Source organism: Undibacterium sp. KW1, from assembly GCF_009937955.1.
Classification (GTDB): Bacteria; Pseudomonadota; Gammaproteobacteria; order Burkholderiales; family Burkholderiaceae_D; genus Undibacterium.
On record NZ_AP018439.1, the window covers coordinates 5304480 to 5330984 of the forward strand.

The 26505-nt window shown below is 51.4% G+C and carries 25 protein-coding genes and 1 pseudogene; 16 read left to right on the forward strand and 10 right to left on the reverse strand.

The window, feature by feature from the left end; genetic code table 11:
• Positions 1 to 72: 72 nt before the first annotated feature.
• From tyrS to UNDKW_RS23860, 3 genes are all read left to right on the forward strand, one after another.
• The gene (tyrS, locus tag UNDKW_RS23850) at positions 73 to 1341 is read left to right on the forward strand and encodes a tyrosine--tRNA ligase (RefSeq protein ID WP_162060781.1); all 1269 of its coding nucleotides are present in this window, start codon (positions 73 to 75) and stop codon (positions 1339 to 1341) included.
• 186 nt (positions 1342 to 1527) lie between these two features.
• On the forward strand, positions 1528 to 1968 hold the full coding sequence (dtd, locus tag UNDKW_RS23855) for a D-aminoacyl-tRNA deacylase (protein ID WP_162060782.1): 441 nt from the start codon (positions 1528 to 1530) through the stop codon (positions 1966 to 1968).
• Between the two features lie 15 nt (positions 1969 to 1983).
• On the forward strand, positions 1984 to 2643 hold the full coding sequence (locus UNDKW_RS23860; protein WP_162060783.1) for a histidine phosphatase family protein: 660 nt from the start codon (positions 1984 to 1986) through the stop codon (positions 2641 to 2643).
• A 121-nt stretch (positions 2644 to 2764) separates the two neighbouring features.
• Here UNDKW_RS23860 and UNDKW_RS23865 read toward each other — a convergent pair whose 3' ends face one another.
• Genes UNDKW_RS23865 through UNDKW_RS23875 form a run of 3 tightly spaced genes read right to left on the reverse strand, consistent with a single transcriptional unit; the run spans position 2765 to position 5225 of the window.
• Positions 2765 to 3511: a LytTR family DNA-binding domain-containing protein gene (locus UNDKW_RS23865; RefSeq protein ID WP_162060784.1), complete on the reverse strand. Its 747-nt coding sequence runs from the start codon at positions 3509 to 3511 to the stop codon at positions 2765 to 2767.
• The gene (locus UNDKW_RS23870; protein WP_162060785.1) at positions 3508 to 4542 is read right to left on the reverse strand and encodes a sensor histidine kinase; all 1035 of its coding nucleotides are present in this window, start codon (positions 4540 to 4542) and stop codon (positions 3508 to 3510) included. Before UNDKW_RS23870 ends, UNDKW_RS23865 begins: the two co-directional genes overlap by 4 nt.
• A 29-nt stretch (positions 4543 to 4571) precedes the next feature.
• Complete coding sequence (locus UNDKW_RS23875; RefSeq protein WP_162060786.1) at positions 4572 to 5225, reverse strand: hypothetical protein; 654 nt, start codon at positions 5223 to 5225, stop codon at positions 4572 to 4574.
• 236 nt (positions 5226 to 5461) lie between these two features.
• Here UNDKW_RS23875 and UNDKW_RS23880 point away from each other — a divergent pair, with 236 nt between their 5' ends.
• On the forward strand, positions 5462 to 7144 hold the full coding sequence (locus UNDKW_RS23880; RefSeq protein ID WP_162060787.1) for a hypothetical protein: 1683 nt from the start codon (positions 5462 to 5464) through the stop codon (positions 7142 to 7144).
• A 71-nt stretch (positions 7145 to 7215) separates the two neighbouring features.
• Here UNDKW_RS23880 and UNDKW_RS23885 read toward each other — a convergent pair whose 3' ends face one another.
• Positions 7216 to 8544, reverse strand: a complete 1329-nt coding sequence (locus tag UNDKW_RS23885) for an NAD(P)/FAD-dependent oxidoreductase (protein ID WP_232063097.1) — start codon at positions 8542 to 8544, stop codon at positions 7216 to 7218.
• 326 nt (positions 8545 to 8870) lie between these two features.
• Here UNDKW_RS23885 and dusB point away from each other — a divergent pair, with 326 nt between their 5' ends.
• The 9 genes and pseudogenes from dusB (at position 8871) to UNDKW_RS23925 (ending at position 15904) form a co-directional block, all read left to right on the forward strand.
• Positions 8871 to 9881, forward strand: a complete 1011-nt coding sequence (gene dusB / locus UNDKW_RS23890) for a tRNA dihydrouridine synthase DusB (RefSeq protein WP_162060788.1) — start codon at positions 8871 to 8873, stop codon at positions 9879 to 9881.
• A gap of 93 nt (positions 9882 to 9974) precedes the next feature.
• Positions 9975 to 10208 (forward strand): helix-turn-helix domain-containing protein, encoded by a 234-nt coding sequence (locus tag UNDKW_RS23895; RefSeq protein ID WP_110258221.1) that lies wholly within the window; start codon positions 9975 to 9977, stop codon positions 10206 to 10208.
• Between the two features lie 47 nt (positions 10209 to 10255).
• Positions 10256 to 11821: a bifunctional phosphoribosylaminoimidazolecarboxamide formyltransferase/IMP cyclohydrolase gene (purH, locus tag UNDKW_RS23900; RefSeq protein ID WP_162060789.1), complete on the forward strand. Its 1566-nt coding sequence runs from the start codon at positions 10256 to 10258 to the stop codon at positions 11819 to 11821.
• A 142-nt stretch (positions 11822 to 11963) separates the two neighbouring features.
• A pseudogene (locus tag UNDKW_RS31240) lies at positions 11964 to 12185 on the forward strand (GIY-YIG nuclease family protein); the annotation flags it as partial.
• A gap of 273 nt (positions 12186 to 12458) precedes the next feature.
• Positions 12459 to 13001, forward strand: a complete 543-nt coding sequence (gene ruvC, locus UNDKW_RS23905) for a crossover junction endodeoxyribonuclease RuvC (RefSeq protein ID WP_162060790.1) — start codon at positions 12459 to 12461, stop codon at positions 12999 to 13001.
• 124 nt (positions 13002 to 13125) lie between these two features.
• On the forward strand, positions 13126 to 13707 hold the full coding sequence (gene ruvA, locus UNDKW_RS23910; RefSeq protein ID WP_162060791.1) for a Holliday junction branch migration protein RuvA: 582 nt from the start codon (positions 13126 to 13128) through the stop codon (positions 13705 to 13707).
• 3 nt (positions 13708 to 13710) lie between these two features.
• Entirely contained in the window at positions 13711 to 14781 is a 1071-nt protein-coding gene (gene ruvB, locus UNDKW_RS23915; RefSeq protein ID WP_162060792.1) for a Holliday junction branch migration DNA helicase RuvB, read from the forward strand.
• Positions 14782 to 14831: 50 nt separating this feature from the next.
• On the forward strand, positions 14832 to 15656 hold the full coding sequence (locus UNDKW_RS23920) for a 2-keto-4-pentenoate hydratase (protein ID WP_162060793.1): 825 nt from the start codon (positions 14832 to 14834) through the stop codon (positions 15654 to 15656).
• Between the two features lie 56 nt (positions 15657 to 15712).
• Positions 15713 to 15904 (forward strand): hypothetical protein, encoded by a 192-nt coding sequence (locus UNDKW_RS23925; RefSeq protein WP_162060794.1) that lies wholly within the window; start codon positions 15713 to 15715, stop codon positions 15902 to 15904.
• A gap of 12 nt (positions 15905 to 15916) precedes the next feature.
• On the opposite strand, the gene UNDKW_RS23930 is transcribed toward UNDKW_RS23925, so the two are convergent.
• Both UNDKW_RS23930 and UNDKW_RS23935 read right to left on the reverse strand, forming a co-directional pair.
• Positions 15917 to 16978 carry a porin gene (locus tag UNDKW_RS23930; protein ID WP_162060795.1) on the reverse strand — a complete coding sequence of 354 codons (1062 nt, stop codon included), beginning with the start codon at positions 16976 to 16978 and terminating at the stop codon, positions 15917 to 15919.
• A gap of 381 nt (positions 16979 to 17359) precedes the next feature.
• Entirely contained in the window at positions 17360 to 18496 is a 1137-nt protein-coding gene (locus UNDKW_RS23935) for a porin (RefSeq protein ID WP_162060796.1), read from the reverse strand.
• Positions 18497 to 18844: 348 nt separating this feature from the next.
• Here UNDKW_RS23935 and coq7 point away from each other — a divergent pair, with 348 nt between their 5' ends.
• Positions 18845 to 19495, forward strand: coding sequence for a 2-polyprenyl-3-methyl-6-methoxy-1,4-benzoquinone monooxygenase (gene coq7, locus UNDKW_RS23940; RefSeq protein ID WP_162060797.1), 651 nt, complete (start codon positions 18845 to 18847; stop codon positions 19493 to 19495).
• Between the two features lie 120 nt (positions 19496 to 19615).
• Here coq7 and UNDKW_RS23945 read toward each other — a convergent pair whose 3' ends face one another.
• Positions 19616 to 21907 carry a UvrD-helicase domain-containing protein gene (locus tag UNDKW_RS23945; protein ID WP_162060798.1) on the reverse strand — a complete coding sequence of 764 codons (2292 nt, stop codon included), beginning with the start codon at positions 21905 to 21907 and terminating at the stop codon, positions 19616 to 19618.
• A gap of 350 nt (positions 21908 to 22257) precedes the next feature.
• On the opposite strand from UNDKW_RS23945, the gene dapA reads away from it, so the two are divergent.
• Together dapA and UNDKW_RS23955 are read left to right on the forward strand one after the other, a co-directional pair.
• Positions 22258 to 23202 carry a 4-hydroxy-tetrahydrodipicolinate synthase gene (gene dapA, locus UNDKW_RS23950; protein WP_162060799.1) on the forward strand — a complete coding sequence of 315 codons (945 nt, stop codon included), beginning with the start codon at positions 22258 to 22260 and terminating at the stop codon, positions 23200 to 23202.
• Between the two features lie 239 nt (positions 23203 to 23441).
• On the forward strand, positions 23442 to 24002 hold the full coding sequence (locus UNDKW_RS23955; protein WP_162060800.1) for an ATP-dependent Clp protease proteolytic subunit: 561 nt from the start codon (positions 23442 to 23444) through the stop codon (positions 24000 to 24002).
• A gap of 31 nt (positions 24003 to 24033) precedes the next feature.
• Here UNDKW_RS23955 and UNDKW_RS23960 read toward each other — a convergent pair whose 3' ends face one another.
• The 3 genes from UNDKW_RS23960 to UNDKW_RS23970 all read right to left on the reverse strand — a co-directional run bounded on the left by UNDKW_RS23960 (position 24034) and on the right by UNDKW_RS23970 (position 26488).
• The gene (locus UNDKW_RS23960) at positions 24034 to 24918 is read right to left on the reverse strand and encodes a DUF2628 domain-containing protein (RefSeq protein WP_162060801.1); all 885 of its coding nucleotides are present in this window, start codon (positions 24916 to 24918) and stop codon (positions 24034 to 24036) included.
• A 122-nt stretch (positions 24919 to 25040) separates the two neighbouring features.
• A complete protein-coding gene (thiE, locus tag UNDKW_RS23965; RefSeq protein WP_162060802.1) occupies positions 25041 to 25673 on the reverse strand; it encodes a thiamine phosphate synthase in 633 nt (210 codons plus the stop codon).
• Entirely contained in the window at positions 25670 to 26488 is an 819-nt protein-coding gene (locus UNDKW_RS23970) for a hydroxymethylpyrimidine/phosphomethylpyrimidine kinase (protein WP_162060803.1), read from the reverse strand. Before UNDKW_RS23970 ends, thiE begins: the two co-directional genes overlap by 4 nt.
• Positions 26489 to 26505: the final 17 nt, after the last annotated feature.

Consider the following 26505-nt stretch of genomic DNA (forward strand, 5'->3'; position numbering starts at 1 on the left):
GCAAACGCTGATTATGGATTCAGATTTGAAATTCGACCAGCGGTGTTACAAAAAAATTGATTTCCATTAAAGATGACTTCTGAACATAATTCCAGCTCCTCTGAAAACTCTGGCAATGCCAGCAAAACCCTGCCCCTTTCCGATGCAGTGCAACATGCACTCGCAGTGACCAAGCGCGGCGTTGATGAACTGCTCATCGAATCCGAATTTGCCCAAAAACTGGCACGTAGCGAACAGACAGGCAAGCCCCTGCGCATCAAGCTGGGCCTTGACCCGACTGCACCAGATTTGCACCTGGGCCACACTGTTGTACTCAACAAGATGCGCCAACTGCAAGATCTGGGCCATACCGTGATCTTTTTGATAGGCGACTTCACTTCCATGATCGGTGACCCGTCTGGCCGCAATGCCACCCGCCCGCCGCTGACGCGCGAACAGATAGAAGAAAACGCCCAGACTTATTTCAAGCAGGCTGCTTTGGTGCTGGACGCCAGCAAGACCGAGATACGCTACAACTCTGAATGGTCAGACCCACTCGGTGCACGCGGCATGATACAACTGTCATCCAAGTACACCGTCGCCCGCATGATGGAGCGCGACGACTTCACCAAGCGCTTCAAGGCTGGCACACCTATTTCCGTACATGAATTCCTGTACCCGCTGATGCAGGGCTACGATTCTGTCGCCCTCAAATCTGACCTGGAACTTGGTGGCACTGACCAGAAATTCAACCTGCTGGTAGGTCGTGAGCTTCAAAAAGATTATGGACAAGAGCCACAATGTATTTTGACCATGCCTTTGCTCGAAGGCCTGGACGGCGTTGAGAAGATGTCGAAGTCCAAGAACAACTACATCGCCATCACTGAGCCAGCCAATACCATGTTCGCCAAGATCATGAGTATTTCTGATGTCATGATGTGGCGTTATTACGAGCTGCTGTCTTTCTGTTCTCTGGAGCAGATCGCTGCGTACAAAAAAGCCGTGTCTGAAGGCCAGAACCCGCGTGATATCAAGGTGGCGATTGCGCAGGAAATCGTAACGCGCTTCCATAACAGGCAGGCGGCGGAAGATGCTCTGGCAAATTTTGTCAATGTTACCAAGGGTGGGATACCGGATGATCTGCCAGAAGTCAGCGTCAGCGGTGCGCCAATTGGTATAGGCCAGTTGTTAAAGCAAACGAATCTGTGCGCATCATCATCCGAAGCCCTGCGTATGGTGGAGCAAGGCGGCGTGCGTATAGATTCCGTTGTTATCAGTGATAAGGGCTTGAAAGTGGAAGCAGGTACTTTCGTGCTGCAAGTTGGCAAGCGCAAGTTTGCAAAGGTGACGTTGACGGCTTAATGTTTGAAATTCGTAGGTTGGGCTACGTTTCATCAGCCCAACACTCTGCGTTTAAATAATGTATGCGTTTGCCAAGGCCCAGTGTTGGGCTGGTAAACCGCAGCCCAACCTACGGGTCCCAGCCCAGCCTGCGATGTCTCACGCACTTCACCTCCTCCAAAAAAAACAAAACCTAGCACATCCTCCATGATCGCCCTACTCCAAAGAGTCACCGAAGCCAAAGTTGTCGTCGATGGCAATACCATAGGCGCCATCAATGCCGGCCTGATGGTCCTGGTCTGCGCCGAGCGCGAAGACACTGAAAAACAGGCTGACGACCTGCTAAAAAAGTTACTCGCCTACCGCGTCTTCTCTGACGACGCGGGCAAGATGAACCGCAGCGTCACAGACGTACAAGGAGGCTTGCTCTTGGTGCCGCAATTCACGCTGGCGGCAGATACCAATTCCGGCACGCGCCCGTCTTTCACACCGGCTGCACCACCAGAACTGGGCAGGCAATTATTCGATTACTTTGTCGCCCAGGCGCGTAGCAAACATGCCCAGGTAGAAACCGGCAGCTTTGGTGCCGACATGAAGGTCTCACTGACCAATGATGGTCCAGTCACGTTCTGGCTAAAAACAAAATAAGAACAAAATAAACAAATGAAACCCACAGAAATTTTATTGATACGCCACGGCGAAACCGCCTGGAATGCAGAACGCCGTTTGCAAGGTCATCTCGACATCCCCCTGAATGCAGAAGGCACGCGCCAGGCCAAGGCATTGGCCTGGGCTTTGCAAAATGAAAAACTGCACGCGATAGTCTCCAGCGATTTGCAGCGCGCCGTACAAACCGCCGGTGAAATCGCCCGTCTGCAAGGTGTCAGCACACGCATAGACAAGGGTTTGCGTGAGCGCTGCTTTGGCGGTTTTGAAGGCAAACTGTATAGCGAACTACCGAGCCTGTACCGCAAGGAATATACGGCCTGGCAAGCACATGAACCAGATGCGCAATTCCCACCTGGTGAAAACGAAGGCGAAACCATACGCCAGTTCCACAAGCGCATCATGGAACATGTGCTGCACTATGCCAAACAATTCGAGGGCAAGAAAATTGCACTGGTTGCTCACGGTGGCGTACTCGAATGTGCCTACCGTGCCGCCAAGGATTTACCGCTGAACGCCCCACGTGAAGTGACCATCTACAACGCCAGCATCAACCGTTTTGAAGTGATGGGTAAAGAAATCAAACTGCTGCAATGGGGTGATATTGCGCATCTGGATGCCGATGACGCGATGGATGAAATCAACCAGAAGCCATGAACCGAACCAGCACATGTGCATGGCGGGTGGGGTATGTCTACTCCAGGCAATACGTCGCCTTCCGGTACGGCAGGGTAAGGATGACAGGAGACAGTTTGCCTGCAACTGATACCCTGCCCCCTTACATCTGCCTGAACTGAAATTGATACGGCTGCGATACGGCCAGCCATTCCATCTCGTTTTCCAGCCGCAGGCTGAGTCCGCCATCAACACGTTGCACGGCGGCGATAGCGGCGACGTTGATGATATTGCTGCGTGATATCTGCCAGAACCTGTCGCCATCCAGCTGAGCCACCAGGTCCTTGATGGTGGTGCGTATATGGGCTTCGAGTTTGCCGGTCAGCACCTTGGTGTATTTGGCGTCGGCCCTGAAACAAAGCACGTCGCTGACATTGATGAAGCGTATCTGCTGGCCGACTGATGCCTGTATCCAGCGCAAGGCAACATCCGGCTTTTTGATCTGCAATGCCGACAGGTCAGCTGGTTGCTGTGTCAGGCGTTGCTTCAACCTTTGTACTGCCAGCGCCAGGCGACCGACATCAAGCGGCTTGAGCAGGTAATCGACAGCACCCTGGTCAAAGGCATCGACCGCATAATCATTGTGGGCAGTCAAAAAGACGATATGGCAGTCCTGGCTTGCCAGACGCGCCACGTCTATGCCAGTCAGGCCCGGCATGCGCACATCAAGAAAAGCCAGGTCGGGCTGCAGGTCGGCAATGGCCTGGGCGGCGGTGATACCGTCCTCGACTGCGGCGACCACTTCCAGTTCTGGCCACAGGCGTGCCAGTGCTGCCTGCAATTCGTCACGCAAGATGGTTTCGTCTTCGGCGATCAGGGCGCGTGGACTGGTTTTGCCGGGCAGGTTCATGTCTGCCCCCTCGTTGTTGCTGGCAGAATCAGTTCTGCATTGACACCGCCGGTTTGCAGCGGCGAGAGTCGTAACTCTGCCTTTTCACCAAACAGTGCCAGCAGCCTTTCCTGCACGTTAAGCAAACCGACTCCACTGCCCAGCTCGTTCTGGAAACCACGGCCATTATCCCTGACTGCCACATGTAAAGTACCGCCTTCGCAACGGGCGTGAATATCAATGCGCACTTCACCTGGTTGCGGCTCTATGCCATGCTTGATGGCGTTTTCCACCAGACTCATGATGGCCAGTGGCGGGATCAGGCAAGCGCGCACTTCATCTGCGGCCTGGACTGAGTATTGAAAGCGTGCGCCCAGACGTATCTGGAAGATTTGCAGATACGCCGCTGCCCTGTCCAGCTCTTGCCCCAATGTGGTGGTACTCAGGCGCATGTCGGGCATGGCGGCACGCAGATAGGCAATCAGGTGGTTCAACATTTGTTCTGCCTGATTTGCATCCTGGTGTATCAGGGCACGGGTATTGGCGAGGGTATTAAACAAAAAATGTGGTTCTATCTGGCCCTGCAGTGCCGCAAGTCTGGCTTCCAGCATTTGCCTCTCGACTTTGTGCTTGCTGGCTTCTGCCGCCAGGCTGGCCTGGGTGCGGTGCCTGATTTCCTGGTCTATGGCAGCAGGCAAGACGGTGGCGAAAATAAACACCAGGATAATGGCTGGCAATAACCAACTGGCATGGCCTGTACTCATCGCTGGCCAGAATACGGCCTCCGCCTTGAGACCTGCAAGCAATGCCAGCACCACGGACAAGGCCAGGATAGCCCAGCGCTGGCTGGCATGTTTGAACCACAGTATTTTTTGCGACAGACATAAACCGGCTTGTGCCAGGGTATAGGCCAGCAGGATAGCCAGGCTATCTGCCAGCCAGGCTGAGCGGCTAGCACTAAAACTGGCGAAAGCCGACATGCCCAGTACAGCAAGGGCAGGCAACAGAGGCCAGGAAACAGGCGTCAGGCTGCCATTGTCTGGTCCGGGCATGGTCAATTCTTGATACATCAATTTTTAATTTATTCCGAGAAATTCAAGTTTTGCAGGGATGCCATCACAGACCCCATCGTGATTTTGTTGGCGACATAATCTTTACTTTCAGGGATGGGGGTTCTCACCTGCATTTCGTTGAACGCCATGCCCTTGACGAATAACTTCCCATTATCCTTGAGACTTACACCAAGCTCCAACTTTGTGGCATTAGCGGGCACAGTCAATTTGGCCCTGATCGCCTCCCAGGTATCACTCTTACGTGCCCAGGTTGAAGAAATTGAAACACCGCCCTTGTCATCCACGGTCCTGATCCAGAACTCATAACCACCGTGCTCCCCAATATGCAGGACTGACGCAGTAAAGGACATTGTCTTCCCTCTATATGCGGCGGCATCGACCACTTGCGTGATGGCAGCAAAGTCATCCGCTTTGGCATCCTTGGCTGCGATAAAGAAAGCCGGTTGCTCTTTGCTTCCTTGCGACTCATCAAACCCACTTTCGTAATGAGTAGCGATTGCCCCATTGCCTGTCCAGCCTTTGGGAATACCATTCTTGACAGCGCCTGCGTAAGAGAAATTAACGGCAAAGGCAACCAGGGGGGCTGCGATCAGAATTTTCCAGTGTTTCATCATCTTTACTCCATGTGGGTTGTTGATGATGTGCAATATACGGATGAACAAGTTTGGTTTCCTTCGCTTTGCGATTACTGCCCCGTCACCGCCGATAAATGGCGGGAAATTTCTGATGAATGGAGCTGTTAAAAAATAGTTTTATGCATGGCTGCCAGAATGACACAAGTGAATTGACCATGGCATGCTAAATGGCGATACTGCCAGCTTTATCTTGCAATTTTTTCGCGCATACCATCTGCGTGAAGTTATTGCTGATCTGCCTCTTTAATTGAAGGAATGTTGTAGTGCGAGCCTTCTATCAACTCGATTATGACGCACTCCCCCGTGACGTCAAAAAGCAACTGGCCAGGTCAGTCAGAAGCCCGGACTATTTGGTGCATGCTGACGCCATGTCGAATCGGTCCTGGTACCTGCGGCATGCGGCCTTGATGGCGGTGTGTATTTTCTTCATTTATGTGGCTGCAGCGTCCAACTTTGGCGACCCCATCAATGATCTGGCCTGGGATAATACCGGTCTGATCGTCTGGTATGCCATCCTGTTTTTCGGGGTGGTCTATGCGGGCAATGAAATATGGCAGCGCATGCAGTTGAGTGCCAAATTTCGTTTTATCCCTGGCTGCTATCTGTTCCCGCTGGCACTGCTTGATATCCGTAGCAATAAAATTGCGGTACATGATCTGGCACAGTTGCGCAAACTGGATGCTACCCATTTTGAATCGAATGGCCGTTATCAAAAAACGGTTTTTTCCTTCAATTTCAATGATGGTACACGCAAGGACCTGATCATCAATAACCAGAATCTGGCTGAAGCCACGCTGGGAAAATTCAATATCTATAAGACCAAGGCCAAGGATGCATTTCATAACCGCGATCTGGCAAGCCTGTATGGCTTTGACCCTTTGCTGGATGTGCGCAGACACAAGTGGCGGGAAGCACTGGCAACTGCAGGCCTGGGCAAGCGCTTGCTCGATCTGTTGAGTCAATTCAAGGTAACACTACTGGTCCTGGCGATCTTTATCGCAGCCTTGTTCTGGTACGGCAGGAATACGGCAGCTGACAAGAAAATGTACCTGAATGCCAAGCACATGCAGACCGAAGCGGCGTATCTGGGTTATCTGGCGCATGGCAAATTCAAGATTACTGAAATGCAGGCAGAATTGCCGCGCGTGGTATTCAACGAGGTGCAAAAGAAAAATTCAGTGACCATGCTGCGCCAGTTGAAGCTGCGCTTCCCGCAATCAGATATCTTGCCTGAGGTGGCAGAAGAAATTCATGTGCTGTATGAAAACTCCATGCAAAAATTCCGGCAACAGGCAGTTAATTCAGACGCTGCCTTGATCAGGTCAATGGAAAATTTGCTGAAATTTGCCGAGGAGCATGACGACCCGAATGTGGCAATCAGCTTTACTCGCCCGACGGAAAGTGAGCTTGGTCAGCTCGATGCGATCCTGAAACTCAAGGAAAATAAATTGCGCGGCATGCGTATCATACCAGCGGCGAAATACTTTGCAGACAATAGCGCAGCCGTCAGGGAAACACGGATTATCGTCGGGATACGTAGTGCGTTCAGCTCCATATTCCCGAATGATGTGCTGTCATTCAATGCCAATCCTGTCGCCCCTGACAATGCGCCCAGGTTGCAGATCACTTATCAGATAGAACCTTCTGGCAAGGTGTTTGTGTCTGACAAACAAGATGATGCCTTTGTTGGCATGGTCATGCGCTTCAAGTCCGCGCTCATCGTACCTGATACCAGAGACCGGTGGAAATTCGACCTGGAAGTAGAGCCACCAGATTCATTCAATGTCGAGTACCAGACATCCAGCCGCACACTGGTACAGCACGCACCTGAAGGCCAGGTCTATGCGGTAATGGCAGAGCGGGCCTTCGATAAACTGGCAAACAAGATCAATGCCGCATTCTTCAGGCCAGATAGTACGGCATACATGAAGCAGAATGGGCGATGAATTGCAGTACAGGCAGGTTTTGCACCCCGTCCATACTGCAGGATCAATGCCGTTTCAGCATTGCATAAGAATCAATGCAGCTTGATACGCGGATTACGTACCCTGTCTATGGTCTCTGCCCAGGTCGACAGCCAGGTATGGAACAAACCATTGACTGCCACCTGGTGATGTTTGTGCAAGGACCAGTACATCCATTTTGCCAGCGTGCCTTCAATAAAGACTGAGCCGCTGGCAATTGCGCCCATGAGGCTGCCTACCGTGCTGTAGTTACCCAGCGATACCAGCGAGCCATGGTCCTTGTAAGTGAATTCCAGCAAGGACTTGCCCTGTAACTGGCGCACCAGTGACTTTGCCAGCATGCTGGCTTGCTGATGGGCAGACTGGGCGCGCGGCGGCACATTAGGCAAACCCTCGCCTTGCGGGCAGGCACAGCAATCACCGAGGGCAAAAATGGCCGGGTCACGTGTGGTTTGCAGCATGCGGTTAACCACCAGTTGGTTAATGCGGTTGCATTCCAGTCCATCGAGGTCTTTCAAAAACTCAGGGGCCTTGATACCGGCTGCCCATACGACGATGCCGCTAGGGATGAATTTACCGCTGGCCATTTGCACGCCCGCCTTGGAGACTTCCACCACTTTTTCATTGGTATGCACTTCGATGGCGATGCTGCGCAATTCTCGGACGACAGATTCTGACAGGCGCTCAGGCAACATTTGCAGCAACCGTGGCGAGGCATCGACAATAACTATCTTTAAATCTTTTTCAGGATGAAAGTTGACCAGTCCATAGCTGGACAGGATTTTGGTGGTCATGTGCAGTTCAGCCGCCAGTTCTACCCCGGTAGCACCACCACCTATGATAGTGACGGTAAAGCGCCCTTCACCAGCAACCTGGTCCTGTGTCTGCGCACGCAGGCAGCAATTGATGAGTTTTTGATGGAAGCGTTCAGCCGCCGCCAGGGAATCCAGCATGATGCTGTTCTCACGCGCACCGGGCGTACCAAAATCATTGGTCTGGCTACCCAGGGCGATGACCAGACTGTCATAGGGTATGGCCTGGCGTGGCAACAACTCTATGCCATTCTCATCCAGCGTAGGGGCGAGATAAATTTCTTTTTTGTCACGTGAGAGACCATCCATACGCCCCAAACGGAAATCAAAATGATTTGATCTGGCCAGGGCAAAGTATTCGCGCTCGTCAGCATGGCTGTCGAGGGTGCCTGCGGCCACCTGATGCAATAAAGGTTTCCACAAATGGGTGCGGCTGGCATCGACCAGCGTAATGACGGCTTTGCCGCGTTTACCTAATTTCTTACCCAGGCGAACCGCCAGTTCCAGCCCGCCCGCACCACCGCCAACGATGGTAATTCTATGCACTGCCTCCTTGTTTTGCGTGTTCACGACGACTCCCTGTATATTAAAAATGTATTCCCTTGGTGCCGGTCAAGCAAATACCGGGTCCACGGGAATGGACTTTTGTCAGGAGTCAATATGACAAATGGCAGATAGAGTATACACACATGCCGTCAGCTCGTGGTTGATATCCCGCCTACTACAGTAATTTAGAAATGCAAGTCTAAAAGACTGACAATTTATCCAGATTTATACTATCGCCAGCGCATGTCATATAGATAAAAATATTCCTTACGAGTGGTAACGAATTTGCCGAATATTTAGGCAGGATTCAGGTAGAATAGCGCTTCTTCGAATTTCCCCCTTCCCTGATCGTGCAAATCGGCTCTTACGTGCTGCGTAATAATATTTTTGTTGCTCCCATGGCTGGTGTGACTGACAGACCTTTCCGTCAGTTGTGCAAAGAACTGGGTGCGGGTTATGCCGTGTCTGAAATGGCGGCCTCCAATCCCAAACTCTGGGAAACAGAAAAATCCACGCGCCGTACCAACCATGAAGGCGAAATGGAACCCAAGGCCGTGCAGATTGCCGGTGCAGACCCACAGATGCTGGCTGAATGTGCCAAACACAATGTTGATAAAGGTGCGCAAATCATCGATATCAACATGGGTTGCCCGGTTAAAAAGGTCTGTAATGCCTGGTGTGGTTCTGCCTTGTTGCAGCATGAAAGCCTGGTCGGGCAGATACTGGATGCGGTGGTCGGCGCAGTCGATGTGCCGGTCACACTCAAGTTCCGTACAGGCTGGGACAGGGCCAATAAAAATGCCCTGAACATTGCCCGCATGGCAGAAGCGGCTGGCATACAAATGCTGACCCTGCATGGACGTACCCGTGCCGATGGCTATAAGGGTGATGCCGAATATGAGACCATTGCTGCCGTCAAGGCCGCAGTCAATATCCCCGTAGTTGCCAATGGCGACATCACGACACCGGAAAAAGCCAAATATGTACTGGAGGCCACCGGTGCGGACGCCATCATGATAGGGCGGGCGGCGCAAGGCCGACCGTGGATCTTTCGCGAGATCGCCCATTTCCTCAATACCGGCGAGCATTTACCTGCCCCACTGATTTCGGAAGTTCGTGAACTCATGGATGCCCATTTGAAAGCGCACTATGCCTTCTATGGTGACTACCTTGGCGTACGAACGGCACGCAAACATATAGGCTGGTATGTGCAGGACCTGGTAGGTGGTGAAGATTTCCGGCAACAAATGAACTTACTGACGGATTGTGATGAACAACTTGCCGCCGTCAGCAGTTTTTTTGATCACATGGCTGGGGAGCGGTTACAATACCGCCCCTTTGAAGAAAAACTGGCAGCATAAGACAAAGCACTTTCACAAAAACCAATTTGTCTTGCCGTCCATGAAGCATGGACTACCCGCCGCCTGGCTTAACCGAACAGTGATAAAAACAGCATGAGCAAAGATAGCATTCAAGACGCCGTCCACAAAAATCTGGAAAAATATTTCCGTGACCTGGGCGAGCAACCTGCCTCCAATATTTACGACATGGTCGTGTTAGCCGTTGAAAAACCTATGCTGGAAATGGTCATGACGCGCGCATCGAGCAACCAGTCACAAGCCGCCGATATGTTGGGCATTAACCGGAATACCTTGCGCAAGAAATTGCAGCAACACGGTTTGCTTTAATCCATCCGCGAGGCTTGACACCGATTTCCTTACTCACATCAAAAATCATGATCAAACAAGCCCTCATTTCCGTCTCCGACAAGACCGGTGTGCTCGAATTTGCACGTGAATTGTCTGCACTCGGTGTCAAGCTCTTGTCTACGGGTGGCACAGCCAAGTTATTGGCTGACAATGGCCTGCCTGTTACCGAAGTGGCTGACTACACCGGCTTCCCTGAGATGCTCGATGGCCGTGTCAAGACCCTGCACCCTAAAGTGCATGGCGGTATTTTGGCACGCCGTGATTTTCCTGAACATGTGGCAGCACTGGAGCAGCACGGCATCCCTACCATCGATATGGTGGTGGTCAACCTGTACCCGTTCCAGCAAACTGTCGCCAAGGGTGAATGTTCACTCGAAGATGCGATAGAAAATATCGACATCGGCGGCCCGACCATGTTGCGTTCTTCTGCCAAGAACCACAAGGACGTGACCGTCATTGTTGATCCGTCTGATTATGCCGTTGTACTGGCAGAGATGAAGGCAAATCAGAACGTCGTCAGCTACGACACCAAGTTCACGCTGGCGAAAAAAGTATTTGCTCACACAGCACAATACGATGGCGCCATCACCAATTACCTGACCAGCCTGGGTGAAGACAAGGCGCACACCACACGCAGCGCTTATCCACAAACCCTGAACCTGCATTTTGAAAAAGTGCAGGAAATGCGTTACGGTGAGAACCCGCATCAGTCAGCCGCCTTTTATCGCGACCTGAAGTCTCTCGAAGGCTCGCTGGCCAACTACAAGCAATTGCAAGGCAAGGAACTGTCTTACAACAATATAGCCGATGCCGATGCCGCATGGGAATGCGTGAAGTCTTTTGCTGAATCTGCCTGCGTCATCGTCAAGCATGCCAATCCTTGCGGCGTAGCCCTGGGGGCGACACCGCTTGAATCTTATAGCAAGGCTTTGCAGACTGACCCGACTTCTGCATTTGGCGGCATCATCGCCTTCAACCGCGAACTTGATGGCAAGGCTGCTGAAATCGTCGCCAAGCAATTCGTTGAAGTGCTGATCGCACCATCGTTCACTGCCGAAGCGAAACAGATTTTCGCTGCAAAACAAAACGTACGTCTGCTGGAAATTTCTCTGGGCAATGGCTTCAATCTGTATGACATGAAACGCGTAGGCGGTGGCTTGCTGGTACAGGCACCGGATGCCAAAAACGTCTTGCAGGAAGAACTGCGCGTCGTCTCTAAACTGCAGCCAACTCCACAGCAAATGGCTGATATGATGTTCGCCTGGCGCGTGGCAAAGTATGTCAAATCAAATGCAATTGTTTTCTGCGGCAATGGCATGACACTGGGTGTAGGCGCTGGCCAGATGAGCCGCATAGACTCGGCCCGCATCGCGTCCATCAAGGCACAGAATGCTGGTTTGACTTTGACTGGTTCTGCCGTCGCGTCTGACGCCTTCTTCCCGTTCCGTGATGGTCTGGATGTGGTCGTCGATGCTGGTGCGACTTGTGTGATCCACCCGGGTGGCTCCATGCGTGACCAGGAAGTGATTGATGCTGCGGATGAACGTGGTGTCGTGATGGTTTATACCGGTACACGTCATTTCCGCCATTGATAATGATATTGATGCGGTATTGATCCACTAGCGACTCTGTTTAAAACGGCTCTGTTCAAGCAGAGCCGTTTTTCATTCTGCATTCTCGCCTTTATGGCTTACGTCTATATTCTTGCCAGTGCCTCCATAAGTTGGTGTTACCAGCGATTTGATAGCTCGTGTTTATCAGCATAAGAACGGTTTCGTCGGCAGTTTTACTTCCCGGCATAGGGTTTATCAACTGGTCTGGTTTGAACAGGTCGATTCAATTCTTTCGGCCATTCAGCGTAAAAAGCAGATCAAGGCCTGGAAGCGGGAATGGAAGATCAGGTTAATTGAAGAAACCAATCCCTACTGGCGGGAATTGTATTTGGATATTGTTTGAATCTCACCAAGCTCTTTTCCGCTGACGTGCCGCAACCAGTCTTGACGTCGCTCCAGCGAAGGATGGAACCTAGCGGCATTGCTTGTTCACGAATACCATCCGCAAATGTGCAGCAAGTCGGCACGCGACACGTATCAATCACATATAACAATAAACAAAAGTAATCACCCACTCACATAGCAACAAATAAAAATCCAGGCTGATACGCTATACTGCCCAGCAAGACCCGCTCAGCAACACCAGTACCAGCTCACCGATATCCACAAAGAATCCATGAAAATCCTAGGCATAGACCCCGGCTTGCGTACCACCGGTTTTGGCGTCATCCATAAACAGGGTAGCAAGCTGACGTATATTGCCTCAGGCACCATCAAAACCGTCGATGGAACTTTGCCAGAACGCTTGAAGACGATATTGTCAGGCGTGTCAGAAATAGTACGCACTTACCAGCCAGACTGTGCAGCGATAGAAAAAGTCTTTGTGAACGTCAATCCGCAATCCACCCTGTTGCTGGGGCAAGCGAGGGGTGCGGCAATCTGCGCGCTGGTAGCTGCTGACCTGGCGGTGTCAGAATACACAGCGCTACAGGTCAAGCAAGGCGTAGTTGGCCATGGCCGCGCCAAGAAGGAACAGGTACAGGACATGGTGCAACGTCTGCTGGCCTTGTCCGGCCTGCCCGGCAGTGATGCGGCAGATGCGCTGGGCGTCGCTATCTGCCACGCACATAGTGGCGATACACTGGCGACCCTGGGTGCGATTGCACCGGGACTGGCCAAGAAGGGCTTGCGTGTCAAGGGCGGGCGTCTGGTCGGTTAACTTCTGGCGGAACTCGCTACATTGCAGTATCGCAATATCCATATAATTTCCCCGCATTTACCTCGTCAAACGCACAAGAATCGTTTACTATCACTGCTTATTCATACAGTATGAAAGCAGTCTCATGATAGGTCGCATTGCAGGCACTCTGATAGAAAAGAATCCTCCGCAATTGCTGGTCGATTGCCAGGGCGTAGGCTATGAAGTCGACGTGCCCATGAGCACTTTCTATAACCTGCCGCATCTGGGTGAAAAAGTGGTCTTGCTGACGCATCTGGCTATACGCGAAGATGCCCATGTACTGTTTGGTTTTGGCACGGCTGAAGAACGCACGACGTTCAAGCAATTGATCAAGATCAGCGGTGTTGGCGCCCGCACTGCGCTCTCCATATTGTCCGGCATGTCGGTAGCCGATCTGGCGCAGGCGATTACGCTGCAGGAAGCCGGACGTCTGACCCGCGTGCCCGGCATAGGCAAGAAAACTGCTGAAAGATTATTGCTCGAGCTGAAGGGCAAACTCGGTGCAGATCTGGGCACTGCGACTGCGGCACTGGCTGCAGGTGATCATAGCGCCGACATCCTGAACGCCTTGCTGGCTCTGGGTTATTCTGACAAGGAAGCCTTGCTGGCGATGAAATCCGTGCCTGCTGGCAGTGGCGTATCCGATGGCATCAAACTGGCATTGAAAGCCTTGTCCAAGGGTTAAGCGATGACGATACAGACTGACAATCTTTCTTCCAACTTCAGCGAGCCACGCATTATCTCGGCCACGCCCAGCTCGCCCAATGAAGAAGCGATAGAACGCGCCCTGCGCCCCAAGCAACTTGATGAATATGTGGGCCAGGAAAAAATACGTGGCCAGCTGGAGATTTTCATTACAGCAGCCAGGCAGCGTAGTGAAGCGCTTGATCACACCTTGCTGTTTGGCCCGCCGGGCCTGGGTAAAACCACGCTGGCTCATATCATTGCCCGCGAGATGGGTGTCAACCTGCGCCAGACTTCTGGCCCTGTGCTGGAGCGAGCTGGTGATCTGGCTGCCTTGCTGACAAATCTGGAAGCCAATGATGTGCTCTTCATCGATGAGATACATCGCCTGTCGCCTGTCGTAGAAGAGATTTTATACCCGGCACTGGAAGACTACCAGATCGACATCATGATAGGCGAAGGCCCGGCAGCCCGCTCGGTGAAGCTGGATTTGCAGCCTTTTACCCTGGTTGGCGCCACCACCCGCGCCGGTATGCTGACCAATCCGCTGCGTGACCGCTTTGGTATCGTCGCCCGGCTGGAATTTTATACACCGGAAGAATTGACCAAGATCGTGACCCGCTCCGCATCGTTGCTGGGCGCACCGATACAGGCGGATGGTGCGCGTGAAATTGCCAAGCGGGCACGTGGCACACCGCGGATTGCCAATCGTCTGTTGCGACGTGTCCGTGACTATGCCGAGGTCAAGGGTAATGGTGAAATCACCAAGGGTATTGCTGATGCGGCCCTGAAAATGCTGGATGTCGATGCCGTTGGCTTTGACCTCATGGACAGAAAACTGCTGGAAGCCATCCTCTTTAAATTTGGTGGTGGCCCGGTAGGACTGGACAATGTTGCCGCCGCCATAGGCGAAGAACGCGACACCATTGAAGATGTACTCGAACCCTATCTGATACAACAAGGTTTTTTGCAACGCACGCCCAGAGGCCGGATAGCAACCCCGTCCGCCTATGAACATTTTGGCGTAACCATGCCCAGATCGGGCAACAACGGTGACTTATGGGGCGGTGGCTAATACTCCGACCTTCTCCATAGTTTGTGCTCAATCCAACCAAACTTGATGCCATGTCCTTACTAGCCGAACAGCATGCCTATACCTTCCTTGAGGCAAGAGCACGCACCCAGCACTTGAGCCCCCTGAGCTCGCAATTTGATTTAAGCATTCACGATGCGTATGAAATCGCCAAAGCATCCGACACCATACGTGCCTCCGAAGGCGAAGTGCACATAGGTCGCAAACTGGGCTTCACCAATCGCAAACTGTGGACCAAGTATGGCGAAAAAGCCGCCATACGCGAACCTATCTGGAGCAGCCTGTTTGACAGCACGGTGCGCTATGTAGAAGACAGCCATGCTTATCAAAGCCTGACAGGTGCCTTGCAGCCACGTATAGAGCCGGAAGTGGTATTCAAGCTCGGCAGGACACCTGCTGCAGATGCCTGCATAGAAGAGCTGGCAGATTGCCTGGAATGGATGGCACATGGCATAGAGATCGTCGTCAGCCCCTACCCCGACTGGAAGTTTGAGGCTGCCGATGCGATAGCTGCACTTGGCCTGCACGGCACCCTGCTGATCGGTGAACCGCGCATCTTGTCGAGTGCCAGTCGCCAGCATCTGGCTGAGCTGCTGGCCAATGCCAGCGTCTCACTGTCTTGCGACGGTACTTTGCTAAGCGCGGGTTATGGCAGCAATGTATTGGACAGCCCCTTGCATGCGATCTGGCACCTGCATGGCCTGCTGCAGAAGCAACCGCAATTCCCAGCTTTGCACGCGGGTGAAATCATCACCACCGGCACCTGGACTGATGCTTACCCGGTACAGGCCGGGCAAACCTGGGGGACTGCTTTCTCTGGTATCCCATTACCGGGCCTGAGTGTCAGTTTTGCTTAAAACAACCAAACATCAGATACTATGGCGGCAACCTCTGTGAAACACTGGCTGTCTGAATGAAAAAGGCTGACATTTATCGCATGTCAGCCTTTTTCTTTTTTCAGAAACGCATAAACTTTACTGGCAATTCAGCCTGGCAGCCGCTGCCAGCATTGTTTGAAACACTTCACAAAGCAAACGCGAAAAGAGAAAGCACTCACCGGGAGTGCCTTCTCAATCTTGCCAGGCTCTTTTTAAAACTGACCTAAGTCAGCATTAAATTAGAACTTGTGACGGATACCAACGTTAACCAAACGTACATCAGCGCCGTTAGGTACTGGGTGGAAAGTTGCTGAAGAATCAGCGCTACCCAGGTTGATGTTTGCATCGTTGCTTGCGCGGGAGATCGAAGTATACAGGTTAGTACGCTTGGACAGAGAGTATGTGTAACCCAGAGCCAATTGTGTACCGTTAGCAGCTTTCAACAAGCTGTTTTGGTTAGTGGAACGGATGTAGCTGGCGATGATATTACCAGAACCAACTGGCACTGTCGCACCCAGCAACCATACGCGACGATCCAGAGCTGCTGCGCCTACGCCATCATCTTTGATAGAGGAGAAAGCAGCGTGTGCTGTAACTACGTCAAAGTTGTATGTACCAGCCAGCAAGTAGCTCTTGGTTGCATTAGTACCAGCAGCATTTTGCGCATTGCTGTATGCCAGTTCAGCAAACAGAGGACCAGCAGTGTAAGCGCCGGAGAAACCGATGTAACGGCCAGCTGTTGTATTACCAGCAACTTCACCGAAACCATAAGCCAGAGTACCTACGAAACCGCCCAGGTTAGTTGTGTTATAGACAGCGGAGTTGTTGATACGAACGCCACCGTGGTCGAAGTAAGCTGCAGCGCCCAGACCGGATGTGCCGCTACCTGCTGTACCGCTAGTGATACCAGTGCTGAATGGATCGAAGCTGTCGATAGCAACGAATGCTGGTGTGTATTGACGGCCGAAGTTAATCCCACCGAAGTCACCAGACAAACCTACGAAAGCTTGACGACCGAATGCACGGCCACCTTGAGCGGAGCTACCTGTATCAGCATTGATACCCATTTCCAATTGGAAATTTGCTTTCAGACCGCCACCCAGGTCTTCAGAACCTTTGAAGCCCAGACGGGAACCGGATTGAATACCACTATCCAGACCCAGTGTGGAGCCAGCAGGATCGCCAGTGTTTTGATGTTGCAAAGCCATATCAACTACACCGTAGATAGTGACGGAAGATTGAGCTTGCGCTGTACCAGCAACAGCAGCCAAAACTGACAGAGCGATGAGTGATTTTTTCATTGATATTTCTCCAAAGGATTTCACATTGATATTGAACTACATTAAGCACAGTTCGCGCAAAACAGAGCCAAAACATTGATTGCACGAAGAGCGCAAATACTTAAGAACCGACAAGACAGCTAAAAAGAAGTTAACGTATTTGACCAAAAATGGTGTCAGGCAGCCAAGCTAAATCGGCTTTTGGAGGGAATATGGGGGTGTTTTGTCTCGAATAAGCAACAAAAGTTACCTTAAAAGCAATAATTTAAATGCTATTTAATTAACATCGATAATGCCGGACAAGTGCTGAAAAATTACATTATTACCAATGAAAATGAAACAAAAACAAAATTGCAAAGGTCGCCTTCGGCGACCTTTGCAAGTAAAACCGTCTATCTACAATCAGAATGCGTGCAATACGCCTACTGCTGTACGTGTTGCAGAACTATTGCCTGCACCAATGATGCCCAATGCCAGGGAAACATCTTGTGCATTAACAGAACCAGCTTTTGCATATGTCAGGGAAGCATAGGCAGTTGTACGTTTGCTGAATGCATATTTACCCAGCAAAATGTACTGATCAGCTTTACCATCGATATCGCCAGAGCGTTTGGTGTTGTAATAAGCAGTAGTCAAAGTCGTTTGATCAGACAATGTGAAGTCTGCACCCAGGCCTATCACAGCCAATTTGCGGCCATCAGCATTTGGCAGTGCATCAATCTTGATTTTGCCCTCAACTTTGGTATGTGCATAAGTACCGCGCAGCATGACAGTTGGAGCAACTTTGAACTTCGCACCACCTGCAAAGCCAGACAAACTAGCTCCACCAGTATTGTCTTTCAGCTTGGCATAAGACAGGGCTGCACCATTGGTACCGTCAGTAAAGAAGCCTGACACACCGGCATAGTTACTTGCAGCGTTGTCGCCCGCTTTTTCACCAAAGCCATACATCAGCGCACCACCGAAGCCTGACATAATTGGAGAAACGTATTTGATCGAGTTATTTTGACGCAAGCCCGAACCACCCTGATTAGTACCGAAACCGCCATACAGCGCACCGGAATTCAGGGCACTAACCATGACGTTAGGATTGGAACCTGCGTGTGCCAGACTGATAGGGTCGGCCAGACCGACAGAGTCAACACCCAGAATATTATTGCGGCCCAGAGTGACGCTACCAAAACTGCCAGACAGCCCTACCCAAGACAGACGGTCAAACAAGGAAGTATTGCTACCAACCTGATTGAATACATTACCACCATAACCTGCACCGGCCGTGCCAGTGTCATTGGCCAGTGTGCCTTCGAGATTGAAGTTGGCTTTCAAACCACCACCCAGGTCCTCAGAACCCTTGATACCCCAACGGGAGGTCAGTAATTGACCAGCATCCATGGAGAATTTGGAGCCACCAGTTGGTGTCTGATTGGTAGTGGCAACTACGGCTGCGTCGATAATACCGTAGATAACGATAGAAGATTGTGCTGAAGCGGTTGCTGCAAATGCGCTCAAGACTGCGAATGCCAGTATCGATTTTTTCATTGAAAGCGTCTCCAAAATTATTAATTTATGCGGCCACAGTTGAAAAGCTTCGGCCATTATTTTACGAATTTAGTCTTGCCAAGACTTCGAAACCTGCTGATTAAGAAGCTAGATTCCATTGAAACAAATTAAAGGAATTAGGGCAAAGAGAATTTGCGAACGATCGTTTTTAAGCAAATTTTATGTGGCGTTATCGCAACAAGCATCTACTTTCTCATTATTAGAATCTTAAGTTTTCTGTAGGTTTCCAGACTTGGTCTGATGGCGCGGATGCTTAATCCTTCCTACAATAGACACTATATGGCCTGGTATGGCTCATGGCTCCATCATTACATGCTTAAAAACAATATGAATCGACCAATAACATCTCCCAGGGTTAGCCTGGATCAAATAATCAGCAAATTTGACCGCGCCTTGCGTGTGGTCAGCGGCCAGGCCATGTCCAGGCGCACTTACCCTGGTCATGATTTGCCCGATGGTAATTTGTCAGAACAGGAGAAATCCCATAGCGCAGGTTTGATGCGTGTTAATCATGTCGGTGAAATTTGCGCCCAGGCCCTGTACGACTCTCAGGGCGCGAATGCGCATACAGAAGATATACGCCAGCAGTTCGAGCATTCCGGCATAGAAGAAGAAGATCACCTGGCCTGGACGGCAAAAAGGCTGCATGAACTGAATTCACATACCAGCTTTCTGAATCCACTTTGGTATGCCGGGGCCTATGCCTGCGGAACCCTCGCTGCCAGATTTGGCGATGCCGTCAGCCTGGGCTTTGTCGTCGAAACAGAAAAGCAGGTAGAAGCGCACCTGGCCAGCCACCTCAAGAAATTACCGGCAGAAGACCAGCGCTCACGCGCCGTGGTAGAACAAATGCGCGTCGATGAAATTGCCCACGGCGCAGCGGCGCAAGCTTTGGGTGCCAGCACCCTGCCCGCTCCAGTGCAGGCAGGCATGAAACTCATGGCCAAGGTCATGACGACGACGGCTTACTATATTTAAAGCCCGAAGTCTTGAAAAGCAAAAAGACTGAAGAAGGCCAACCTATAAACTTGAGCAGTTGAACAACCGAGCTACTGCGCAACTAACACGCAATCCCTGGACTGCGCGTTAGTCTTTTGCTTATATTTTTTCCAGCTTGGCAATGCTCAAGTCCAGCTCCTTCATGCCAAACTTACCGAAATTGATTTGTGCTCTCAGGCTGCCACTGCCGCCACCGCCATTCAAATTCACAATGACACCCTCACCAAATTTTGCATGCTCCACATTCTGGCCTATGCGCCAGGTCATGCTGTCGTTGCTTTTCTTGAAGGTCTGAGCAATACGATTCGCGGCATCATCCGGCGCTTCATCCCAGGCGGACTTTTTATTACCAAACCAGGTCGGCTGTACCCGGGGCGCCAACCACTTCAATGATTCTTCCGGCAACTCATCAAGGAAGCGGGAGCGCATGTTGTAACGCGTCTGGCCATGCAGCATACGGGTTTGTGAAAAACTCAGGTACAGGCGTTTGCGCGCACGTGTAATCGCCACATACATGAGGCGGCGTTCTTCTTCTACACCGCTGTCTTCCTGTGTACTGTTTTCATGCGGGAACAAGCCTTCTTCGAGACCGGTAATAAATACCGCATCAAACTCCAGGCCCTTTGCAGAATGCACGGTCATCAACTGCATGGCGTCTTGCCCGGCTTGCGCCTGGTTGTCACCCGCTTCGAGAGAAGCATGCGACAGGAAAGCAGACAGCGGTGACATCACCGTTGGCAAGGCCGCGTCGGCATCAATAATTTGATCACCATTCTCGCTCTGCAGTAAAACAGCCGCACTGCTGGCAGGCCCGGCAAAGGCTGGCGCTTCTTTGTTAAAGCCTTCTTCCGACACAAACAGGGTGGCAGCGCTAACAAGCTGCTCCAGGTTTTCTATACGGTCTGCACCTTCTTTTTCAGTCTGGTAATGTGTCAGCAGGCTGCTGACTTCCAGCACGATCTTGACCATCTCGGGCAAAGGCAGGTTCTGGGTTTCAAAACGGGCACCTTCTATGAGCTTGACGAAGTTCGCCAGAGAAGAACCCGCCTTGCCAGCCACGTAAGGTACTGCAGCATACATGGAAACATTTTGCTGCCTGGCGACATCCTGCAATTGCTCGAGCGAGCGAGCACCTATGCCACGGGTAGGGAAGTTCACCACGCGCAAAAAGGCAGAATCATTATGCGGGTTGTCCATCAATTGCAGATAGGCGATCGCATGTTTGATCTCGGCGCGCTCGAAAAAGCGCTGGCCGCCATAAACGCGGTAAGGGGTATTTGCCGTGAACAGCGCATGTTCAATGACCCGCGATTGCGCATTCGAGCGATACAGTATCGCAATCTCGCTACGCAGAGAACCTTCACGTATCAGATTTTTTGCCTCTTCTATGATCCAGTTGGCTTCCTGGATATCGCTACTGGATTCCATGATGCGTACTGGTTCACCATGACCGGCATCGGTACGCAAATTCTTGCCGAGTCGTTTGCTATTGTGCTCGATAAGCACGTTAGCACTATCGAGGATGTGACCATGGGAGCGATAATTCTGCTCCAGCTTGATCAGGTTCTGCACCTGGAATTCACGCTCAAAAGCAGACATATTGCCGACATTGGCACCACGGAAGGCATAGATACTCTGGTCATCATCACCGACGGCAAACACCGCGCCACCTTTTTTACCACCCTCGCCCGCCATCAGCTTCAGCCACTTGTATTGCAGGTCATTGGTATCCTGGAACTCATCGACGAGGATGTGGCGAAACCTGTCCTGATAATGCTCACGTAACGGCTGGTTACGGCTCAGCAATTCGTAGGTGCGCAACAGGAGTTCAGCAAAATCAACCACACCTTCGCGCTGGCACTGCGTGTCATACAGATCATACAAGCCAACCAGCTTGCGGTTGAAATCATCATAGGCATCGACCTGGGCAGCACGCAAACCCTGGTCCTTGGCACCGTTGATGAAATACATCAAAGTCTTGGGTGGGAATTTTTCATCATCGATATTATTGGCCTTCAACAAACGCTTGATGAAGGATAACTGGTCGCCAGAATCAAGTATCTGGAAAGTCGATGGCAAACCTGCATCGCGGTGATGTGCGCGCAAAAGGCGGTTACACAGGCCATGGAAAGTACCTATCCACATGCCACGTGTATTAATCGGCAACATGGCAGACAAACGCGTCAGCATCTCCTTGGCGGCCTTGTTGGTAAAAGTCACGGCTAAAATACCACCGGGCGACACCTGGCCAGTCTGTATCAGCCAGGCGATGCGGGTAGTCAGCACACGTGTCTTGCCAGAACCGGCACCAGCCAAAATCAGGGCAGACTGCGCCGGCAAGGTCACGGCAGCAAGTTGTTCGGGATTTAAGTTATGGAGTAAATTTTGCATAGGCAGATTATACGGGACTATGCCTGCCAGCCTGTTTTCCAGTGCCTGAGACAGGCAAAATCAGACGAAATTTATTGTCGGCAGGCTTGACAGGCCTGGCTGCACGCGCAGATAATCAATCCAGCCGATATTACAATTTCATTATGCAAACTCAAGTCAAAGATCAATTTCACACGCAAAGCAGCACTGCTTTGTGTATGGTCTTTACTAAAGCCAAGAAACAGACGCTCATCTGACCGGGGCGTGCTGTCCCGTCAGGTGAGCTGACAGGATGGCAAAAACGGTACTCTTCCCTTTACGCTATAAGTCAACTCCCTGCGGGTCTTTAACCGGTCCAAAGGAGAACAGGTATGTCCAGCAGCAATAATAGCAATTCCAGTAACACTCATATTGAATCCAGTCATCACAACAGGCGCGACGATTTTTCTGGCATCTGGGTCGCCCTGATAACGCCATTTTGCGATGGCCGGGAAGCGGCAGTGGATGTCCCTGCACTGCAGGCACTGGCCAGCAAGTTGATCAAGGAAGGTGTCACCGGATTGGTCGTTTGTGGTTCCACAGGCGAAGCTGCAGCCCTCAGTGAAGAAGAACAATTGCAAGTGCTGGATGCGGTGCTGGCCGTGGTAGCGCCCAATCAAGTCATCATGGGCTTGAGCGGTAATCATATGGGGCAAGTATTGCACCGGCTGGCAGACATAGGGCAAAGGCGGGTTGCCGGAGTATTGGTCACGCCACCGTATTACATACGGCCATCACAGGCAGGCATCTTGCACTACTTCCATGAAATTGCCGAGGCGTCTGCCGTGCCGGTACTGCTGTACAACATTCCTTACCGCACGGGCGTAAATATGGACTTACCCACTCTGCAGCAATTGGCAAAACATCCAAACATCGTCGCCATCAAGGATTGCGGCGGCAATCTGCAAACCACCATGCAACTCATCACCGATGGCGACATACAGGTGCTGACCGGAGAAGACCATCAATTGTTTACTACTCTATGCCTGGGCGGTGCGGGCGGCATATTGGCATCTGCCCATCTGCGGCCTGATCTTTTTGTACGCCTGCAAGCACTGATCATTGCAGGAAAGCTTGCGCAGGCCAGGATAATTTTTTATCGCCTGCTGCCTGTCATGCAGGCCTTGTTTGATGAACCCAATCCTGCGCCGCTGAAAGCTGGACTGGCAGCATCAGGGCTCATACAGGCTAATCTGCGCGCGCCTATGCTGCCAGCAAGTACCGAAACTACGGACAAACTCTTAAGCAAGATGGCACAACTTGACCTGCTTCAATAGCAGATTGCCTTGTCGGCGCAAGCAAACCATCATGCCGTGCAATAACTACTTACAACATGATGATGCGACGACTTAATTCTTTGTTTGCCGTTTGCGCTGGCATGGCAACGGCCCTGACTATCCACAGCAAGCCAGCCTCTGCCATGACCATGCTCAGGTCAAATGACAACTTGATTTTTTATGGCAAGGTGGAGCCTGAAGACGCATAGCGATTTCGCCGCAATCTGTCTGGCGGTGAAGTGCATACTGTCGTATTGACCGAAAGCCCGGGTGGCGACCTGGGCGCCGCTTATGCCATTGCCGAGCTGATCAAAAATAGAAAAGTCAATACCGCCGTTCAGGGCAATTGCTTTTCTTCTTGCGCTGTTATATTCATGGCTGGCACTGAGCGGCGCATGCTGGCCAACAAGAATCTGGCACGAACCCGATTGGGCTTTCATGGCCCACACAATAAGTTAACTCTCGAAGTCAGTACAGAAGGCATACCCAAATTGCGTGAATGGCTACTAAACGCGACAGATGGCAAATTTCCGGAAGCTTTACTGGATCAGGCCATGTATATCAACAATGCCGGTGACATGATGTACTTCTACTACCCGGGTGCAAACAAAAATAACAATATCCGTTTTTGCAAAGCAGGCACTATCGCTTATCCAAAACTGTGTGAAACAGTAACAGGTCACGATGTCGTCAGCGTTGGCATCCTGACTACAGCAGACTTATTAAAGGTTGAAGAGCTGGACCAACAAGCCGCTGGCGGCAAGGAAAACCCTGTGGCTGCAGAAAGCCTCAAGCAATAAAGATCACCGGGATATACCGCAAACCTGTCTCTTACTTACGCCTGATGTAAAAAAATTCAGTCGCGTCGTATCTGCATTCATGCGGTATATCCAGGGTAGAAAAATCACCGCGCATACATCTCCATAAAATTTCCTTTTCCCCTTCGTAACGGGGTGCCAGATAAAAAGTCTGCGCTATGAAGGGAGCAACATTCATCGTGACAGCGATCAGGCCATGCCTCTGGTCAATTTCTATACTCTTGACATAATCTGGTAGCTGGGATTCAAAACCGGCCTGGGCGATATTTTTAGGGAAAGCCTGATGAGCAAGAATATAGTCGCCAACTCCCTGGGAAACGTCTTTTGCAATATTCACCGCGTCGGCAACGGCGTGACGGCCATTCAACACCAGCTCTTTCCTGATTGCTTCATTTTTAGCGTCAAGCTGCTTCCTGGCGACCTCTCTTTGTATGTCAGGATATTTTACAGCGCCGACTAGCGCAATCGTCAGCGCATACAGGCTGAATGCAACAAGTGTCCAGTTCCGTTGTGCGCTCTTGAAGTGCTCCAGACTATCCCAGTAAACATTTTGCCAGGCCCATAGTCTTGCGTTACGACCAATTTTGACAGCGCAAAAGAAACTGATGACAGGACTGAAAAAAAACAGCAAAACCATCCATCTTTTGCCTATGCTGCTTATGTTATTAAGCCCGACCACGCTAGCGACAATGGGAGCTACGAGAAGAAAAAAACTGATCCAGCGTTTATGACGGGCTGTCCAAAAAATCGCAAGCAAAAATGCGCCCCACGACCAGCCAGCCACACCATCAGGTGCCGGATAAAAATCTCCTTTACCCGAAGTATTGTCTTTGCCCACCAGCTGTCTGCGGGAAATCATTTGTGGTTCTGGATTTGCTGGAAAGCTGTTCGCACTCATGGGGACAAGATAATTGGTCGGCTTGGAAAGCGAAGTATATCTGAGGTCCCTGCATCTCTTCGAGCAGTTTTTGAGCCAGCCGACAAATGAAATCCTTCACGCAGACAAGATAAGCAAGCAAACTAAGCAAACAAGCTGGCAAATGCCCGTGCCGCCTGTTGCGGCTGCTCTGCCATATACACGCTGCTGATTGCAGCGACCATGCGCGCGCCTTGTGCGAGCAGGGGCTGACAGTTTTCCAAGGTCATGCCACCGATGACCACATTTGGCACAGTAAATTCCCTGACCGCATCTCCAACTATGCTGGCGGGCGTGGTCACTGCATATTTCTTGATACGGGAAGGATAGAAACCACCAAAGGCAATATAACTCGCATCCCCCACGACAGCAGTACGCGCCAGTTCCAGGTCACCATAGCAGGACGCACCCAGTATTTTGTCCGCACCCAGCTTGGCTCGGGCATCGGCCACTGAGATATCCGTGCCACCTACATGCAGGCCATCGGCATCAATATCAAGACAGAGTTGCAGATGGTCGTTGATGATGAAGGGCTTGTTAAAGCGGCGGCAGAGTTCCAGCAAGGCCAGTGCCTGTGTTTTGCGCAATGCATCGCTGGCAGTCTTGTGGCGGTATTGCACAATATTCGCGCCGCCCAGCAGAGCTTGTTCGGTGACTTCAAGCAGCTTCGCCGTATCGTCCCAGTCGGGGGTAACGATGTACAGGCCACTGAGTTGATGCTTGCTTAAATTATTCATGATTTCTTTCTTGTAGTCAGAACTGGCTGACGTGCCGGAATGAGCTGCCCTGCGGCAATCGCATACGCATGTTGCAAGCTCTGCTGGGTATAGCTTTGCGCCTGTTGCAGCGCTACAGGCAAGCTGGCACCAATTGCCAGTTGCCCGGCTATCGCCGACGCCAGGGTGCAACCGCTGCCGTGGAATTCACCAGGCAAACGCGGCCACAACCATTCTTGCGCAGTCTGCCATTGTCCATGCTGGAACCAGATATTTTTAACCTGCGCTTCAGTTGCATGTCCACCCTTGAGCAAGACATCCGCCGCATAGGTTTGCATGAGATTTTCTACCTGTGCCTGTATGTCTATAACCAGTGGTGACAGGCGTTTTAGCTCAGGCAGATTCGGAGTGATCAGGGTTGCGATTTTCAGTAAAGACTCAATCGCCTCTACCGGGTTATCGAGAGACAGACTGTCACCATGACCGCTGCCCAATACAGTATCAACGATGACTTGCAAATCAGGCTCTTGTAGTTTCATCTTCTGGATAAAACTGGCAATCGCCGTCGCATTCTTTTTATGTGCGACGATGCCCAGCTTGACGACCTTGACCGGCATTTTTGCCACCAGGGTCATTGCTTGCTGCAAAATGATTTGCACATCAACGGCATGCACGGCATAGGCATGATCATTGTCTTGCACGGTCAATGCGGTAATCACCGGCAGGGCATGTGCGCCCTGCGCAGCGATGGCTTCTATATCTGCCTGTATGCCAGCACCACCGCTGGGATCATGCCCGGCAAATACCAGCACACAGGGGCGCGTAGTTGTTTTCATCAAACGATCATCAAACG

Coding starts and splice junctions, on each gene's coding strand:
- UNDKW_RS23935 (WP_162060796.1), bottom strand. CDS start 18,496: ATGAAAAAATCGATACTGGCATTCGCAGTCTTGAGCGCATTTGCAGCA.
- UNDKW_RS23865 (WP_162060784.1), bottom strand. CDS start 3,511: ATGAACCTGCCCGGCAAAACCAGTCCACGCGCCCTGATCGCCGAAGAC.
- UNDKW_RS23870 (WP_162060785.1), bottom strand. CDS start 4,542: ATGCCCGGACCAGACAATGGCAGCCTGACGCCTGTTTCCTGGCCTCTG.
- UNDKW_RS23895 (WP_110258221.1), top strand. CDS start 9,975: ATGAGCAAAGATAGCATTCAAGACGCCGTCCACAAAAATCTGGAAAAA.
- UNDKW_RS23860 (WP_162060783.1), top strand. CDS start 1,984: ATGAAACCCACAGAAATTTTATTGATACGCCACGGCGAAACCGCCTGG.
- ruvA (WP_162060791.1), top strand. CDS start 13,126: ATGATAGGTCGCATTGCAGGCACTCTGATAGAAAAGAATCCTCCGCAA.
- dtd (WP_162060782.1), top strand. CDS start 1,528: ATGATCGCCCTACTCCAAAGAGTCACCGAAGCCAAAGTTGTCGTCGAT.
- thiE (WP_162060802.1), bottom strand. CDS start 25,673: ATGAATAATTTAAGCAAGCATCAACTCAGTGGCCTGTACATCGTTACC.
- UNDKW_RS23945 (WP_162060798.1), bottom strand. CDS start 21,907: ATGCAAAATTTACTCCATAACTTAAATCCCGAACAACTTGCTGCCGTG.
- tyrS (WP_162060781.1), top strand. CDS start 73: ATGACTTCTGAACATAATTCCAGCTCCTCTGAAAACTCTGGCAATGCC.
- ruvC (WP_162060790.1), top strand. CDS start 12,459: ATGAAAATCCTAGGCATAGACCCCGGCTTGCGTACCACCGGTTTTGGC.
- UNDKW_RS23960 (WP_162060801.1), bottom strand. CDS start 24,918: ATGAGTGCGAACAGCTTTCCAGCAAATCCAGAACCACAAATGATTTCC.
- dapA (WP_162060799.1), top strand. CDS start 22,258: ATGTCCAGCAGCAATAATAGCAATTCCAGTAACACTCATATTGAATCC.
- coq7 (WP_162060797.1), top strand. CDS start 18,845: ATGAATCGACCAATAACATCTCCCAGGGTTAGCCTGGATCAAATAATC.
- purH (WP_162060789.1), top strand. CDS start 10,256: ATGATCAAACAAGCCCTCATTTCCGTCTCCGACAAGACCGGTGTGCTC.
- UNDKW_RS23920 (WP_162060793.1), top strand. CDS start 14,832: ATGTCCTTACTAGCCGAACAGCATGCCTATACCTTCCTTGAGGCAAGA.
- UNDKW_RS23970 (WP_162060803.1), bottom strand. CDS start 26,488: ATGAAAACAACTACGCGCCCCTGTGTGCTGGTATTTGCCGGGCATGAT.
- ruvB (WP_162060792.1), top strand. CDS start 13,711: ATGACGATACAGACTGACAATCTTTCTTCCAACTTCAGCGAGCCACGC.
- UNDKW_RS23925 (WP_162060794.1), top strand. CDS start 15,713: ATGAAAAAGGCTGACATTTATCGCATGTCAGCCTTTTTCTTTTTTCAG.
- UNDKW_RS23930 (WP_162060795.1), bottom strand. CDS start 16,978: ATGAAAAAATCACTCATCGCTCTGTCAGTTTTGGCTGCTGTTGCTGGT.